General features: G+C 58.2%; 14 protein-coding genes. 8 read left to right on the top strand and 6 right to left on the bottom strand.

Going from position 1 to position 15966, the window contains the following annotated elements; genetic code table 11:
• Positions 1–62: 62 nt before the first annotated feature.
• Together J7412_RS09185 and J7412_RS09180 are read right to left on the bottom strand one after the other, a co-directional pair.
• Positions 63–686, bottom strand: a complete 624-nt coding sequence (locus tag J7412_RS09185) for a ribonuclease HII (RefSeq protein ID WP_209078746.1) — start codon at positions 684–686, stop codon at positions 63–65.
• Positions 687–802: 116 nt separating this feature from the next.
• Positions 803–1276: a hypothetical protein gene (locus J7412_RS09180; RefSeq protein WP_209064633.1), complete on the bottom strand. Its 474-nt coding sequence runs from the start codon at positions 1274–1276 to the stop codon at positions 803–805.
• A gap of 173 nt (positions 1277–1449) precedes the next feature.
• Between J7412_RS09180 and J7412_RS09175 the strand changes: the two genes are divergently transcribed.
• The 4 genes from J7412_RS09175 (at position 1450) to J7412_RS09160 (ending at position 5252) form a co-directional block, all read left to right on the top strand.
• Positions 1450–1752, top strand: a complete 303-nt coding sequence (locus tag J7412_RS09175; protein WP_209064631.1) for a hypothetical protein — start codon at positions 1450–1452, stop codon at positions 1750–1752.
• Positions 1724–2428 (top strand): hypothetical protein, encoded by a 705-nt coding sequence (locus tag J7412_RS09170; protein WP_209078399.1) that lies wholly within the window; start codon positions 1724–1726, stop codon positions 2426–2428. The genes J7412_RS09175 and J7412_RS09170 overlap by 29 nt, the downstream gene beginning before the upstream one ends.
• A gap of 154 nt (positions 2429–2582) precedes the next feature.
• Positions 2583–4148 (top strand): DUF427 domain-containing protein, encoded by a 1566-nt coding sequence (locus J7412_RS09165; protein WP_209078398.1) that lies wholly within the window; start codon positions 2583–2585, stop codon positions 4146–4148.
• 87 nt (positions 4149–4235) lie between these two features.
• Positions 4236–5252, top strand: a complete 1017-nt coding sequence (locus J7412_RS09160) for a LacI family DNA-binding transcriptional regulator (protein WP_348539434.1) — start codon at positions 4236–4238, stop codon at positions 5250–5252.
• Between the two features lie 27 nt (positions 5253–5279).
• On the opposite strand, the gene J7412_RS09155 is transcribed toward J7412_RS09160, so the two are convergent.
• The 3 genes from J7412_RS09155 to J7412_RS09145 all read right to left on the bottom strand — a co-directional run bounded on the left by J7412_RS09155 (position 5280) and on the right by J7412_RS09145 (position 10624).
• Positions 5280–7154, bottom strand: coding sequence for a hypothetical protein (locus J7412_RS09155; protein WP_209078397.1), 1875 nt, complete (start codon positions 7152–7154; stop codon positions 5280–5282).
• Positions 7155–7236: 82 nt separating this feature from the next.
• Positions 7237–9501 (bottom strand): glycosyltransferase family 2 protein, encoded by a 2265-nt coding sequence (locus J7412_RS09150; protein ID WP_209078396.1) that lies wholly within the window; start codon positions 9499–9501, stop codon positions 7237–7239.
• A gap of 43 nt (positions 9502–9544) precedes the next feature.
• A complete protein-coding gene (locus J7412_RS09145) occupies positions 9545–10624 on the bottom strand; it encodes a glycosyltransferase family 2 protein (protein WP_209078395.1) in 1080 nt (359 codons plus the stop codon).
• A 239-nt stretch (positions 10625–10863) separates the two neighbouring features.
• Between J7412_RS09145 and J7412_RS09140 the strand changes: the two genes are divergently transcribed.
• On the top strand, positions 10864–12528 hold the full coding sequence (locus J7412_RS09140) for an ABC transporter substrate-binding protein (RefSeq protein WP_209078394.1): 1665 nt from the start codon (positions 10864–10866) through the stop codon (positions 12526–12528).
• Positions 12529–12546: 18 nt separating this feature from the next.
• On the opposite strand, the gene J7412_RS09135 is transcribed toward J7412_RS09140, so the two are convergent.
• Positions 12547–13734, bottom strand: a complete 1188-nt coding sequence (locus tag J7412_RS09135; protein ID WP_348540488.1) for a zinc ABC transporter substrate-binding protein — start codon at positions 13732–13734, stop codon at positions 12547–12549.
• Positions 13735–13826: 92 nt separating this feature from the next.
• Here J7412_RS09135 and J7412_RS09130 point away from each other — a divergent pair, with 92 nt between their 5' ends.
• Genes J7412_RS09130 through J7412_RS09120 form a run of 3 tightly spaced genes read left to right on the top strand, consistent with a single transcriptional unit; the run spans position 13827 to position 15878 of the window.
• Positions 13827–14312: a transcriptional repressor gene (locus J7412_RS09130; protein WP_209078393.1), complete on the top strand. Its 486-nt coding sequence runs from the start codon at positions 13827–13829 to the stop codon at positions 14310–14312.
• The gene (locus tag J7412_RS09125) at positions 14309–15076 is read left to right on the top strand and encodes a metal ABC transporter ATP-binding protein (protein ID WP_209078392.1); all 768 of its coding nucleotides are present in this window, start codon (positions 14309–14311) and stop codon (positions 15074–15076) included. The genes J7412_RS09130 and J7412_RS09125 overlap by 4 nt, the downstream gene beginning before the upstream one ends.
• Before the next feature lies 1 nt (position 15077).
• On the top strand, positions 15078–15878 hold the full coding sequence (locus tag J7412_RS09120; RefSeq protein WP_209078744.1) for a metal ABC transporter permease: 801 nt from the start codon (positions 15078–15080) through the stop codon (positions 15876–15878).
• Positions 15879–15966 lie beyond the last annotated feature (88 nt).

Raw genomic sequence — 15966 nt, 5'->3', positions numbered from 1 at the left:
TTGATGTGGATAAGTTTGAGTCAAACGAGATTCGGCGTCAATTTCTTTTTTGAATCAAGACGTTAGTTTTTAGCTTGATACAACATGTTGTGGATAGGTTTGAATGAACGTCTATGGTGTGGGGTTATCCCCAGCTCCAGCAAAGCCGCTTTGTGGCTTTTGGACGGGTATCCGGCGTTGGTTTCCCACCCATAGCCCGGAAACTGTTGCGCCAAATCCATCATGATGTGATCACGCGCTGTTTTGGCAACAATAGAAGCCGCTGCGATGGACAGCGATTTGGCGTCGCCTTTGACAATTGCCTCCGATTTCAGCGTCAATCCGCGCGGGATCATGTTACCGTCGATCAGCAAATGATCCGGAGCCACGGCCAATCCAGCCACAGCGCGCTCCATGGCGATATGACTGGCACGCAAGATGTTGTGTTCATCGATCTCTTCGACCGAGGCGTGGGCGATACAGACATCGGCCACCTTCAAGATCTCTCCAGCCAAGGCATCGCGCCGTTTGGCGGTGAGTTTCTTGGAGTCGTTCAGCCCCTCGGGGATGTTGTTTGGGTCAAGCACCACAGCCGCCGCCGTCACCGGCCCGGCCAAGGGGCCCCGCCCCACTTCATCCACGCCTGCCACACGTGTTGCACCACCGCTGAGGGCGGCCTCTTCCAGCAAAAAATCAGGTGTTGTCATGGCCACTGTGACAATCATCTTCGCGCCCATTGCGCAACAAAAAAGGCTGGACAGCCCCTCGCGCCGTCCAGCCAGTGGCCGCCCTGTCTCGGCCATTCCCTGCTCGATGGGACCGATTAACGCCACACCACTTGGTAGCCGTTGCGATCAAGGCAATTCGTGCGATAGCCGGAGATCGTACGGTGCTTGCCACGCGCCTGGAAATAGCATTTCTCGGGCAACCGATAGGCAGGGTATTCCGCGCGGAACAGGCACCGCTGACCGTAGGCCTGAATGACTTTGCCGCGGTGTGTTTCAAACCGTTTGGAGCAATGACTTGGCAGCCAGGACTTATGCTTGTGCTTGGCTTTTTTGGCTTTCTTTGGCTTCTTGGGCTGTTCAGGTTTGCTCGGCTGATAGGTGTAGCGTGGCTTCTCTTTCTTATCGTCCTTGTGGTCAGCCACCGCCGCCCCGATGACCGCCAGAGCCAAGCCGCCAAACAGCAATGCACCAATCGCGTCTTCATCCAAGGCATGCGCGCGGGGAGCAGATAGGCCGGTGATCACGAGCGCGGCGCTCAGCACGGCGGCAATGAAAGTTTTTGAAGTCATAACAACATCCTCTGCGGTTTTTGTTCGATGAGACCGGTGCGTTGACCGGAAGACATCTTCTGTTTCCGTCAGGATGTGAAAATCGTACAATATCAGGGTGTTGTTATCCTATATCCGATCACAAATGCGGAATGGTTATTGAATATCAAACGCCCAGAGAGCAGTGTTGCGCCATGAAAAACAGGATCAGATACCCGATTTGTGCGGCAGCTCTTGCGGCCTCTCTCGCCCTGCCCAATCTGGCAAGCGCGGCGGACTGCTATGCCGATTACAAAGCCAAAAAGGACGGCCCGTTGCGGCTGCACTATGGTGTCGTTGCGCTGCAGGGCAGCTGTGACAAAGCCTCTGCCAAGCGGGAAGTTGCCGCGCGCATTGGGCAGGACGGGTGGACGCTGTTAAACGTCCTTTCCGTGTTTGACGCCTCAAAACTCTCCGGGAAAAAAGACAGTGCAGGACAATTCTACCTCCGTTATTGAAACGCGGCGCAGCGGCGGGCGGATTGTGATTTTCGGGGTTGGGGCGGTTGTCTCGATCCTGTTGATTTGCGCCGCTGTCCTGCTTCTGACCTTGCCGGATGCCAACGCGTTTAATGCGCGGGTGGAGCAGTTGTTCATGGAGAATGACGCGCTCACCGGGCAGGCGGAAATCAAGCTTCTGGAAATCCTTGCGCAATCGGGCACGGCCTTTGCTGACACGCTTTCAAGCTATCGCCTGGTGATCCTGGTGTTGCTGGTGTTTGCCACCGCGATGATGATCGCAGCACTTGTGTGCCTTGTGGCGCTGATGATGCTGAACCGGCGCATGGCGCAGATCGAGCGGGCCGGCATTCAGGTCACCTCACTGATCGTCAGTCGCGAAGAAAAGACCGTTTACCTCAACGAGATGGGCTTCAAACTGACCGATGCCGCGATGGAAACACTTTCGGTGCTGGCGGAGGCACGGATGGATGACGAGGTGCTGTCAGGCATTGCGCTGGAAAGCGTGATCTCCGGCAAACCATCAGCAGACTGCGATGAGGCGGCAGGGGCGACGCGGATCAAGCGGCTAAGGGATTCTTTGGGCAATCAGATGGTGAGCCAGCTTTTGGTGAAAAACATCGCACGCAAAGGCTATGTTTTGTCGATCGATAAGGACGTGATCGAGGTGCTCTAGCCCTCCTTCCAGTCCCCTGTCCGCGGCCTGCGGCAGCAGCCGTTAAGCCGGTCTGGTGTACAAAAGTTGTTGAAACCACCCGCTAGGGGCTTGTTTACCCTTTGTTCACACACCACATTGGGACGGACCACGCGCGGCAGGGAGAGATCTTGCTATGGAAGGCTCACGATTTGGGGCAAACGCCGGTTACGGCCTCGACATCAAACCGATAGATGCAACTGTAAAAGTGCTGCGCGACGGTGTGGTGCTGGCTCAAAGTGCGCGGGCCAAGGTCATGTATGAGACGCGCCTAGAGCCGCAGATTTACATACCGCGCGACGACATCCTTGTGGCACTGTCAGACCAAAACGAGCTGAAAACCTTTTGCCCCTTCAAAGGCACCGCGCGCTATCGCGACATTCTGATGGATGGGGAAATTATCCCCAATGGTGTGTGGTCCTATGACGACGCAATGCCTGAAAGCCGTGCCATCAACGGCCATATCGGCTTTATGCCGAATGCGGGTGTTGAGGTGGATTTTGGCGGTGCCGAGCTGGAACCGGTTGCGGATGGCAATATCACGGGCCCGCTGGTGGATTGGCTGATGCGCGGCGCCGCGTTTGAAACCACGCCGCAAGACTTCATTGGTGCCTTGGGCCGGAAGATGGAAGAGAGCGGCATTGCCGTCAAACGGATGTCGGCGATGATTTGGTCGCTGCATCCGATGATCGCTGGGCGCCACTATATCTGGACGCGGGACGCGGATGAAATCGTCACCTACACGCCTTCTTACGATCTGCATGAACATCCCGCTTACACCAACAGCCCGCTCTATCATGTCTCTCAAGGGCTGGGCGGGGTGCGCCAGAAGCTGGACGTGCCGGGCCTTGATATGAAGTTCCCCATCATGGATGAGCTGCGGGCTGAGGGGGCGACGGATTATGTGGCGATGCCGCTGATCTTCTCCAACGGGCAAATCAACGTGCTGACCCTGACCAGTGATCACCCCAAAGGGTTCACCACGGCAAATCTCGGGCTGATCTTTGAGGTCTCAAGTGTGATCAGCCGGTTCTTTGAAGTCTTCACACAGAAAGAAAACGCGCAGTCGCTGCTGGAAACCTATGTTGGTGCGCGCACCGGTGCGCGCGTGTTGGGAGGCGAAATTCGGCGCGGGGATGGGGACGATATTGATGCCGCGATCATGTTCTGTGACCTGCGCGATTCCACGCGCATGGAAGAAGAGCTTGGCCGCGCCGCCTATATTGATCTGCTCAACACCTTCTTTGAGACCACATCCGCCATTGTCGAGGCCCACGGTGGTGAAGTCCTGAAATTCATCGGCGACGCTGTGCTGGCGGTTTTCCCCGACACGGAAGACGGCGCCGATGCCGGAGCAGAGGCCCTGCAGGCCGCGCGTGAGATTGTGCAGCAACTCGAAGCGCTGCGTGATGAAGATCCGCCACGCTGTTGTGACTGTTCCATCGGAATCTCCTATGGGCGGGTCACCTACGGCAATGTCGGATCGCGCGAGCGTCTGGATTTCACAGTGATTGGCCGCCCCGCCAATGTGGCCGCGCGGCTTGGGGATTTTGGCAAAAAAGTTGGCCATCGTATTGTCGTGTCTGACGAGGTGGCCCGCCATGATCTGGACCGCAAACCCTTGGGCGATATCACCCTACGCAATGTGAAAGAGCCGGTCTCCTGCTTCGCGGTCTCCGCCGATAAGCTCGCAGATTGCTAAATTGCGCGACGTCTCACAGCCGCAGACGCTTGAACCTGCGCTTATGATCGCGGTAACATTCCCATGACCTTATGGGGATGACTGTCTGTGACTCAACAAAATCGCTCTTTGACCCTTCGTGATGTATCTGAAGCCTCGGGGGTGTCTGAAATGACAGTCAGCCGCGTGCTTCGAAACCGTGGTGATGTTTCTCCGGCGACAAGAGAAAAGGTGCTCTCCGCAGCCAAAGAGCTCGGCTACGTTCCCAACAAAATTGCCGGGGCGTTGGCCAGTCAGCGCGTGAACCTTGTAGCGGTGATCATCCCGTCTTTGTCCAACATGGTGTTTCCGGAAGTATTGAGCGGGATCAGTCAGGTGCTGGAAGACACCGAGCTGCAGCCCGTTGTGGGCGTGACCGACTATCTTCCTGAAAAGGAAGAGAAAGTCCTTTATGAGATGCTGTCCTGGCGGCCTTCCGGGGTGATCATTGCCGGGCTTGAGCACACCGAAGCCTCCCGCGCGATGCTGAACGCGAGCGGCATTCCGGTGGTGGAAATCATGGACACCGACGGCGAACCTGTGGACGCTATGGTGGGCATTTCGCACCGCCGCGCCGGGCGCGAGATGGCGGCGGCGATTCTGAAGGCCGGCTACAAGAAGATTGCCTTCCTTGGCACCAAGATGCCGCTGGACCACCGGGCGCGCAAACGCTTTGAAGGCTTTACCGAAGTGCTCGCCAAATCCGGCGTCGAGGTGGTTGATCGCGAGTTTTACTCTGGCGGCTCAGCACTGGCGAAGGGGCGCGAGATGACCCAAGCGGTGCTGGAGCGCAGCCCGGATGTGGATTTCATCTACTACAGCAATGACATGATCGGCGCGGGCGGGCTGCTTTACCTTCTGGAGAAGGGCATTGATGTGCCCGGCCAGATCGGGCTTGCGGGTTTTAACGGTGTGGAACTGTTGCAAGGTCTGCCGCGCCAGTTGGCGACCATGGATGCCTGCCGCCGTGAAATCGGCATCAAGGCGGCTGAAATCATTGCCGCGCGCACCGAGGGCAAAGACAAGGACACAACTGTGACCCTCGCCCCGACGATCAGCTTTGGCGACACATTACGCGACGCCTAAGCTGTAAGCTATCTCACTTAGAACGGATCAGAGCTTTGCGCGCGCCGCGCGCAGAGCTTTGCGGAAGTGCGGCCCACGCCGCCGCGCCAGAACAGCCGCGCAATAGTTGGCGATCATCCATGGACGGCCATCTTTGTTGAGCGTCTGCAACATCTCTTTCTGGTAACGCGGCACTTCACGGCGCTGACGCATCAACCCGTAGAACGTGCTCGCATTCATTTCACCTGCCACACACTTCTCGATCACCGGTTTCAGCAGCCCCATCAGGATCCACAAAGACGCAATCCGGTGCCCCATGAAGCGGCAACGATATTTGCGCAGGTTGTCCCCCCGAAAGAGTGCCGCGTGCATCGCATCCGCTGGCATGCGTGGATCATAAAAGAGGTTCACCTCTTTGGCCTCTGAAATCAGATCGGGAGCATAGCCGTAGCGCCCGCCAAAGTCGCGGTGCCATGCGCGGCGGTAACGTGTTTCCCAGCTTGCGGTTTCTCGATCCAGCGTGGCCTGCGGGGAGATGCAGATGACAGTGGCACCGGGGGCTGCAGAAGAAAAAGCCGCCGCTGCATAGGCGCCCATCGAGGCGCCGTAAAACACAACCTTGTCGAACTGCTCAAAAAAGCCTTCGTCGCGCAGACGGTCAAAGAAATCAAAAACGGCCTCGTCTCGATACCATGTCCAGCCATGCGCCATCAGGCCAAGCATCGACCAGCCGCGCGAGGTGACAAAGTTATGCCCCCAGGGCATCCGCTCCGCGCTGTCCTCAAACACGTGGTCCAGATTTTCAAAGGTGACAATCAGCGTCTTGCCCTGCTCGATATAGAGCGCGGAGTGCTCCTCTCCCAACTCTTCAAAGAAGCCCTGCTCTGCGCCGACTTCTTGCAGGTTGCGCTTCCAATCAGACCGGCTTGGCGCGGCAGGTTTTGCCTCGACTTTGGAAATATCAAGCGCCTCCGGCAAGGTGGCGGCTTTAGGCTTTTCCAGAACGGGGCTCACATCAGCGGTTTGCTCCGTTTGCGGAAGAGATGCGGAGGTTTCGGATGGGCTGCTCGCTGTACCTGAGGCATCAGGGGCTTTCTTCTTTGGCAGGATCAGGGCCGCGTCGGGATCAATGTCGTGCTTTTTGAGCAAACCGTGCATGAAGGAGCCGCGCCGGGGGCGGTTGTCTTCCTTTTCCTCCAGACGGGGCTTCATCCGGCGCGCCCAGAAATGCACGCCACGGGTGTCTTCGGTCAGCCAGTCTTTTTCGATGTCAAACCGGCTTTGGATCATCTTGTTCCGGTCTTTGAAAGACACCGGATAAAACGCCGCTTCCGGCTCGGCGTATTTGATTTCTCCGGACTGGTTGAGGAAATAAGTGACCGCCGCAGGGCCGGTGAACCCCCAGTTTTGCGCGGTCATATGCACCGGGCGTCCGGCATCCTTTTCGGCCTGCAATTCGCGTTGCTGCCACGGCTTCAGCCAAGGGCCGATGGCATATTCATCCTCAAAGAAATCCAACATGGCGTTGAGCGCTCTGGAACTCTTAGGCAGGCCCAGAACCGCGTTGCACAAGAGGCCTTCTTTCTCCCAGCCAAAGATCGATTGACGGGTGTAGTTGAAGGGCCGGTAGCAATAGATATCGGCATCCACCCAGATCTTGTCGGTCTTTTTGAGCAGGTTCAGCCGCCAGATGTCGGCGTGAATGGCCGGGCTGCCGGTGCGCACGTGGCGATACATCGGCTCGCCGGGAAAGATCTCGCCTGCGTCGGCGGTGTGCACCCCTTCGGGCACATTGGGGATTTCCTCATAGCTGTAAAGCGTCGTGTGATGCCCTGCGTCAGCAAAGGATTTGAGACACAGTTGTTCCAGCCACGACAGGCGTCCGCCGATCCACAGCGATGCGATCTCAGGTAGCTTTGCCATTTTGCCCCAACCCTTTGTTCTTAATTTGGAAACAGTCTAAGCCGAAACACCCGTCCTGTCTCCGAAAATCCGTTACAGCCCATTAATGGGCTGTGTCCTGCTTCTCTACCGTAAAGAAGAAATCATCTGGTAAATCACGCTCCACAACCCAATCGGGGATCACCTCCGGCCCGGCAAGGAAGACATTGGCCCCAAAATGCGGATGCAATCTGGCAAGGCGCTCCTGTCTGGCGCTGGTGAGATCCTCGTAAAATTTGGCGTAGTTGGTGGTCTGGCGCAGCGCGTCGATCTTGGCACGGTGGCGATCCACAGAGAAGGCATGGGCCTCTGCAATTTCCGGATCAGACAGGAGCCGATCCATTTCCGCCTGCATGGCCGGGATCATGCGCTGGATGGAGGTGTCTTCCTCGGTGTTGTTGTTCATGCGGAACCAATAGGCCATGCCCTGATCGCGATCGACGTGGTTCACGCGGCCCCGGTCACGCTTCACCAGAAAGCTTTCTGCGGAGCGCACGGCATAATGATTGAGTTGCACCAGATCATAGCCCACCGTGGTTGCGGTTGAGCGCCATGCGTTGCGATACATGTCTTTGGGCAGGGGCTGACCCGAGCCATTCACCCAGTGGATGTGAGACCAAAGCTGCGGATTGAGGCCCTTAGGGCGGTGCACGCCGAGCTTTTTGAAAAGCCCGATGTTGCGGTAAAGCGTCTTGAAGCCCCAGGCCTGATGCGGCTTGCGCGTCTGCTCGCGCGCGCAGCGGGTGAACTGCGCCATCAGTGGCGCATCGCTGTATCCATGCACATCAGAGTTGCCAAAGAGACGCCATGTGCAGGAGATCAGATTGGCATCCCCCACCGCCTCAAAGAGCGCGGGCAGCGTGCCGTCTCCGGTTTTGATGTTGATGAATTCGTCTACATCCATCGAGATGACCCAATCCGCGTTTTGGATCACGGGCTCACTTTCGCCCGCCTGTAGAGCCGCGTGCTGAGGCTTCAGGTTGGTGCCTTTGAACGGGTTATCGCGATGCTGTACAAAGCCTTTTTCCTGCAGCAGATCCAGAAAGCTGTCGGTGCCGTCATTGCAGTCATTGGTGTAGACCAGAAAGCTCTTCACACCGATGGCACGGTGATAGGCGAGCCACTCCAGAATGAACGGGCCTTCGTTCTTCATGCAGGTGATGATGGCCACGTCATTGTCGGCCGGATCCACCTTGGGCGCAGGAATTTCGGGCATGCGGAGCGGTTTGTGATCAAACTTCTTGCGCGCGATTTTTAGAAGCTCGTCTTCTTCGATCAGCGAGGTCTTGGGCACGATTTGCCCGACGTTTTTGGCCGGATGGCGCAGCGCCATGCAGCGATAAAACTTCACCCATTCGTCAGGTTTGGTGCGCGCGCCGACCACGCGGATCAACCGCCAGACCACATCGGAAGGCGCTTTCTTGGGCGCGACCACCCAGCGGCGGCGCATCTTGGTGGCATCAAACTGAACGCAGATGTGATCCGCGTGGCTGGCCTCTTGCCCGTTGCGCACGCGCCAAGGGTAGCAATGCTGCCCCACAAGCGTGATGGCACCGCTTTCGGATTTGACCGCCATGTCAAAGAGGGTGCGGCCCTTGGTGCCAGCCCCTTTTGTCTGGCTGACCAGATCAGAAATATCCAGCAGCGCAACGGCGCGGGCGCGGTTCAGCCAGCGGTGGCGGATCAGCTCAAAGATTTGCACCTCGCCCAGGGGCGCATCCCAAGGAGAGGCCGCAGGGATTTCCATACGGTCTTTGCCTGGCGCGTCTGGGGCATTGTAGGGGTGTGCCTCCGGCGGCAAATCCGCGTGGCCCAACGCCACATCAAACCGCACAACCAAGACCTGCTTCAGCCCTTTGATATCCGGCAGACCTGCCTCAAGCGCGCTCAGATAGTCCGTGTCCTTCCCCGGTTGCGCTCGATCCACAATCACCGCGCCTTGAAGATTGTGCTGCGCCGCGTGGTAGCGCAGCCACGCGAGCGTTGCGGCAGCGGTTTCGCCGTTGCGCACCGCGAGGGCTACATTCAGGCCCTCAAACACGTCCAAATCAGGCTGTGCAACGGCAACATCTGACTGGGCATCCTTGATCCCCAACCGGGGCGCAGAGCCTTCGAAACGCAAGCGCAGGATGGCGCCATCGCCGATGCTGCGCCGCTCCAGAATCTTGGTGTCAGCCCCAGCCGAAATCGCACCGGCATCGACGCCGGTTTTAAAAAACGCCTGCGCCTCAGCGCCATCGCTGCTTTCAGCGGCCACGCAGGACAAAAGCGTCGCCCCCGCCAGATCAGCGGTTGTCACTTCGCACAGATGGAATGCGGCCTTCCCCATGGGTTTGCCCCTGCTCTCTCTTCTTCCCGATCACGCAATGACGTCAGGATATTTTATCTGTTGCCTGTTGATACCATCTTACCAACTGCTGCTGCAATTGTCGTGGCGGCACCTGACTGCCACCCGCCGTGAGGATTTGGGACATCAGCTCTTGTCCGGCGGGCTGGGTCACAAGGGTGAGGAACCGTTGCTGATGCCACGCCACACCGGCGGCATGCAGCGCGGCGGCCTCGTCGATCTCCAGAAGCTGTGCCAAAACAGTCTCTGTTGCAGGGCGCATTTGAGCGATGGAGGTGTCCTCTTCGGTGTTGAAGTTCCGCTCCACCCAATAGCTCAGATCGACTTTTTTGGCGGCGCGGTTGGGCAGCCCACGCTCGTTCTTGACCACAAACGCGGCGGCGGAACGCACCGCATAATGGTTAATCTCCACCAGATCGCGCGCCACGCCGAGACCATAGAGAGACAGCCGTGACGCATTTTCGGCCAGAAAGGGATGCACGGCGTTGCCAGAGCCATCGCGGATGTTTGGCAGGCCCGCTTTTTCCGGATCTTTCTGCTTGGGGCGGTGCACGCCCAATTGGTTGAACGGTCCTTTGGCCCGGAAAAGAGTTTTGAACAGGCTGGCCGCCACCGGATATTGCGCCTCTGCGGGGATCGCACGGGTGAATTGCGCGGTGACAGGGCTGTCTTCGATCGCGACTTTGTCGTTGTTGCCAAACAGGCGCCAGGGCAGAACCACCGCATCCGTCGCCTCATCAAGCTTGGCGAGCAGATCGGAAATGCGGTGCCCCGGCACGTGGATATTGAGAAATTCATCAACGTCGGTGACCAAAATCCAGTCCGCAGCTTTGCGCAGAGGATGTTTCCACGCCTGCTTTAATGCCTGCCACTGGATGCTTTTGCCTGAGGTCGGCTTATGGTCCACATGGGTGATGATACCTGCGGCGTCCAAAGCCTCAAGCAATGCATCGGTGCCATCGTCGCAATCATTTGAAAAAATGAGGAAATCGGTGACGCCTGCGGCCTTATGATGGGCGATCCATTCCAGCAAATACGGCGCTTCGTTGCGCACGGAGGTGACGCTGAGAATGCGCAATGAAGACGTGTCTTGTACCGTGGTCATGGCCTTTGCATAGCACAGTGATCCTGATGGGACAGGCTTTCACATGAAATCCTCATCGGTTGAGTCTTCCGAGGAACACCTCGTGCGCGGATACCTAGGAATGTGAATTGCTGTGTGGCACAACTGCCCTATGATCTTGAAAACCGGTCGGGATTTCCGGCCTTTGACATTTCTTTCATAGAAGCCAAACATTGTGGCATTCAGAAATTTCGCAACCCCAGCCAAACTGGAGGGCACCGATGTCCTTTCAAAACCGCACCGGAGCGCCATTGCCGCAAAGCCTGATTGATCAGGCGGCCCATGTTGGACCGGACCAGATGTCCCGACGCGAATTTCTAACGCTGGCCAGCGCTTTTGGAGCGAGTTCCGCGACGGCCTATGCGCTGCTTGGAAGCGCAAAGCCAGTGGCAGCGCAGACGGCGACTTCCTCGGCGGGGGGCGTGGTGCGCATTCAGCAGGAAGTGCGGGCGCTCAAAGATCCGCGCCTGTTTGACTGGCCGCAGATTGCCAATTTCACGCGCGGATGGCTGGAATATCTCGTCACCTATGAAAACGATGGCACCTTTAAGCCCGCGCTGCTGGAGAGCTGGGAAATTTCCGAGGATGCCAAAACCTATACGCTGAATGTGCGCCAAGGGGTGCGCTGGAACAATGGCGATGCCTTTACGGCGCAGGATGTGGCGCGCAACATCACAGGCTGGTGCGCGCGCGATCTGGCGGGGAATTCCATGGCGGGGCGGTTTGCCACGCTGATTGACCCGGCTACCAACCGCGCGCTGGACGGCGCAATTGAGGTGGTTGATGACCACACGGTGCGCCTGAACCTGCCCAAGGCAGATATATCGCTGATCCCCGGTATGGCGGATTACCCCGCCGCGATTGTGCATAAGAGCTTTGATCCCGCCACTATGCTGGAAAACTCCGTAGGCACAGGACCTTACCTGCCGGTGGATTTACAGGTCGGCGCGCGCGGTGTGCTGATGCGCAATGAGGATCACAGCTGGTGGAACGACGGCAACGGCGCCTGGATGGATCGCATCGAGTTTATTGATTTTGGCACTGATCCGGCAGTTTGGGCGCGTGCGGCCAAGGCCGGTGAAATCGACATGACCTATTCCGTGGACGGCGAATATGCCGACCTGATCGGTGCCACCGAAGGTTGGGTCAAAAACGATGTGATCTCTATGTCAACGGTGGTGGTGCGCCCCAATCAACTGGCAGAGGTGGGCGGGCAGATGCCCTATGCCGACCCGCGTGTCCGGCGGGCCATTGCGATGGCAGTGGACAATGAGGTGCTGCTGGAGCTTGGCAACGGCGGTCACGGCCGCACCGCAGAGAACCACCATATCGGTCCTGCGCATCCGGAATATACCGACATCGGCCTGCCGCCCCATGATCCGCGCGGCGCATTGGCACTGTTGCAGGAAGCGGGCATGGAAGGATTTGAGATGGAAATTCACACCATCGACGATCTCTGGCGCAAAAACACAACGGATGCGGTGGTGGCGCAGCTGCGTGATGCGGGATTTCAGGCCAAAACCACCATTGTTCCAGGCAGCATCTATTGGGAAAACTGGGACAAGTTCCCATTCAGCGCAACGGATTGGAACCACCGCCCGCTCGGCGTACAGATCTGGGCGCTGGCTTATCGCAGCGGTGAAGCGTGGAATGAGTTCGGCTATGCCAATCCGGAGTTTGACGCCATTCTGGATGAGGCGCTTGGCACGCTTGATCTTAACAAACGGCGCGCGCTTGTGGAACGGGGGGAACGGATCTTGCAGGAAGATGCGGTGACCCTACAGCCCTACTGGCGCGCCTTGGCCAACCATACGGTTGAGGGGCTGCTCGGCGGGGCGCATCATATTTCCTTTGAAATACGCCCCGCGGAATTGCGTTGGACCTAAAGCAGGCAAGCCGCCCTCTTAGTGATCGTGATCCTCAAGGCAGTGCTCAAACTGTTTCGCCATGTTGCGGATCAAAGCGAGATAATCCGGGCTGTCCAGATTGACCCCAAGCGGGTCCAGCTCTTCGGAATGCAGATCCAGACCGGAGCTGATTGCCTTCACAACTTTGGGGTTGAACTGTGGCTCTGTGAAAACGCAGGTGACGCCTTCTTTGTTCAGAACGTCACGCACCGCATCCAGACGTGCGGCACTTGGGGTCGTGCCGTCTCCTGAAAGGATCGCACCGGAGGCCGACAAATCAAAGCGGGTTTCAAAATACTGGTAGGCGTCGTGGAACACCACAAAGCCGTGCCCTTTCAGAGGGGCAAGGTCCGTGGCGATTTCAGCTGTCAGCGCCTCTAGCTCTGTCTGACCTTCGGCGGCATTGGCCCGGTAGGTCGCAGCGTTTTCCGGATCAAGGGCGGCGAGCTTTTCTGCAATCGCGCCCATCCAGAACTTGGCATTTTGCGGGTCAAGCCAGGCGTGTGGATCAACGCCATCATGGTCATGATGGTGTTCCCCCTCATGGCCCGCGTGGGCTTCATCCGCATGGTCATCATGGTCGTCATGACCTTCGTGGTCGGCATGTTTGTCGTGGTCATGCGCGTCATGCTCTTCATGGCTCTCATCATGGCCATGCTCATCCGCATGCTCGTCATGGTCGTGATCGTCGTGGCCGTGATCATCATGGTCGTCATGCTTTTCGTCATGTGCATGGTCGTCGTGACCCTCATGATCGTCGTCATCATGCGCATCATGGTCGTGGTCATGATCGTCGTGATGATCATCCCCGTCACCCAGAGCAATCTCAAGGAAGGTTTCATCTTCGCGATAGGCAAGCTCTCTTGTGCCGTTCAGATGCAGCAGGGAGAACGCCTCTCCGTCATTCACAAGGCTCTCGATGGCCTCGTCCATCGCAGGAGACAGCTCCGCACCGACCCAGACCACGAGATCGGCGTTTTGCAGCGCGCGGGCCTCGGAGGGACGCAGGGCATAGCTGTGTGGCGATTGGTTGGCGGGCAGCAATTGCTGAGGTTCGCCAACACCTTGCATGACCTTGGCGACCAGCGCCTGGACTGGTAGGATGTCCGTCACGACGCGTGGCGCTTCCGCCCGCACCGGCGCGGCCAGAACGGTCGCCGCAAAGACCATAGGAATGAATCGCACGTCAGCGCTCCTTTTGTTGCTACAGGGGCTGGCTCTAGTTGAAATGTTATACTATATCAAGTGTCAAATCTTGAGGACCGTCAGGAGGCTCCATGCAAACCGTGGGATTTCAAAGCCATGACCACGCCGCCTGTGTGGGCAGCGGGCTGCGCGCTGCAGAAGAAACCTGCGCGACCAAAGGGCTGCGCCTGACCAAAGGGCGTCGGCGGGTGCTGGAAATCTTGCTGCAGGAACACCGCGCGATGGGGGCCTATGATATTTTGGGCATCCTATCTGAGGAAGGCTATGCGTCGCAGCCCCCGGTCGTCTATCGCGCCTTGGATTTTTTGGTGCTCAACGGGTTTGTGCATAAGGTTCAGAAGCTCAATGCCTATGTGGCCTGCGCCCATCCCGGTGACACCCACACGCCCATCTTTCTGATTTGCCGCGGCTGCAACACGGTTGGCGAAACCGCCGCGTCGTTGAAATCCACCTTGGGCGCAGCGGCCAAGGCGATGGGCTTTGTGGTGGAAAGCACGGTGGTGGAGGCGGAAGGGCTCTGCCCGGATTGCGCGCCCACAGCGGAGACACCGGCATGAGGCTTGTCACCGTCAGCAAAATGTCGGTGAAACGCGGGTCACATCAGGCGCTGAGCAATGTGGACCTGGCCATCGACAAAGGCGAGATTGTCACCATTGTTGGGCCTAATGGCAGTGGCAAATCCACTTTGCTGCGCTGCATTATTGGGGCGCTCCAACCGGATCAGGGCACCATTCTGCGTGCCGCGGGCATGCGCATCGGTTATGTGCCGCAGCGGTTGGCGATTGATGCCACAATGCCATTGACCGCAGCACGGTTTTTGTCGCTCCCCACCAAACGCAGCAAGGCGCAGGTGGAGGAAGCATTGGCGCAGGTTGGCGCGGAAGGTCTGCAAAACAGGCCCATGGCGGGGCTGTCAGGCGGGCAATTCCAGCGTGTTCTGCTGGCGCGGGCTTTGATGGACAAGCCTGACCTGCTGATATTGGATGAGCCGACAACGGGCCTTGATCAACCTGGCTCTGCAGATCTCTACACCCAGATTGAACAGGTGCGGCGCAGCACCGGGGCCGCTGTGCTGATGGTCAGCCATGAGCTGCATGTGGTGATGAGCGCGTCTGACCGTGTGGTTTGCCTCAATGGGCATGTGTGCTGCCATGGCACGCCGGAAATTGTCGCTTCTGCCCCGGAATATCGGGCGCTGTTTGGCACCGGCACCCATGGTGCGCTGGCGCTGTACCGGCATGAGCATGACCACCACCATCATCGCGACCATGACCTCTGTCATGACGGTGACCACGCCCACCACGATCACGGATCTCACTGATATGTTTGACGACTTTCTCGTTCGCGCGCTTTTCGCCGGCGTTGGCGTGGCGCTTGCGGCAGCCCCTCTGGGTTGCTTTGTGGTCTGGCGGCGGATGGCTTATTTTGGCGATGCGACGGCCCATGCGGCGATCCTTGGGGTGGCGCTGTCTTTGGCGCTCGGGGTCTCGATCTTTGCAGGCGCGATGGCGATTGCGCTTGCCATGGCGCTGACGGTGTCCAACCTCTCGGAGAAAGGCTTTGGCGTCGACACGCTGCTTGGGGTGTTGGCGCATTCGGCATTGGCGTTCGGGCTTGTGGCGGTTTCTTTCCTGCAAGGGGTAAGGCTGGACCTGATGTCGTACTTGTTTGGCGATATTCTGGCGGTGAGCAAAACCGATCTGATCGTGATCTGGGGCGGCGCGGCGCTGGTCGTCGGGCTGATGGCATGGCGCTGGCAAGCCCTGCTGACCGCCACGCTGAACCGGGACCTTGCCTATGCCAGCGGGTTAAATCCACAGCGTGAACAACAACTTATGACATTTGCTCTGGCCATTGTGGTGGCGGTGGCGATCAAGGTGGTTGGGGCCTTGCTGATTGTGGCGATGCTGATCATTCCAGCGGCAGGCGCGCGGGCGGTGGCACGCTCGCCAGAAGTCATGGCCTTTGGGGCTGCGGGCATCGGCGCGACGGCTGCGGTGGGCGGATTGGGATTGTCATATCAAATGGATACGCCAGCCGGACCGTCGGTGGTTTGCGTCGCCGCAGCCCTGTTTCTGGTGATGACAGTGCTTGGCCGCCTGCTGCGCCCAGCGCAGAATTAACCAATTTTCGCAGACGTCTGTATCGCGTCGGTATTGCGGCTGTATCGCGGAGGTGTGCACCTCAGTGTCTCCATCCGCGTTAACACTT

The organism is Shimia sp. R9_3 (assembly GCF_017743755.1).
Taxonomy (GTDB): Bacteria; Pseudomonadota; Alphaproteobacteria; order Rhodobacterales; family Rhodobacteraceae; genus Shimia.
Note: the sequence above shows the minus strand (reverse complement) of the source record. Positions and strands in the feature narration are given on the sequence as shown.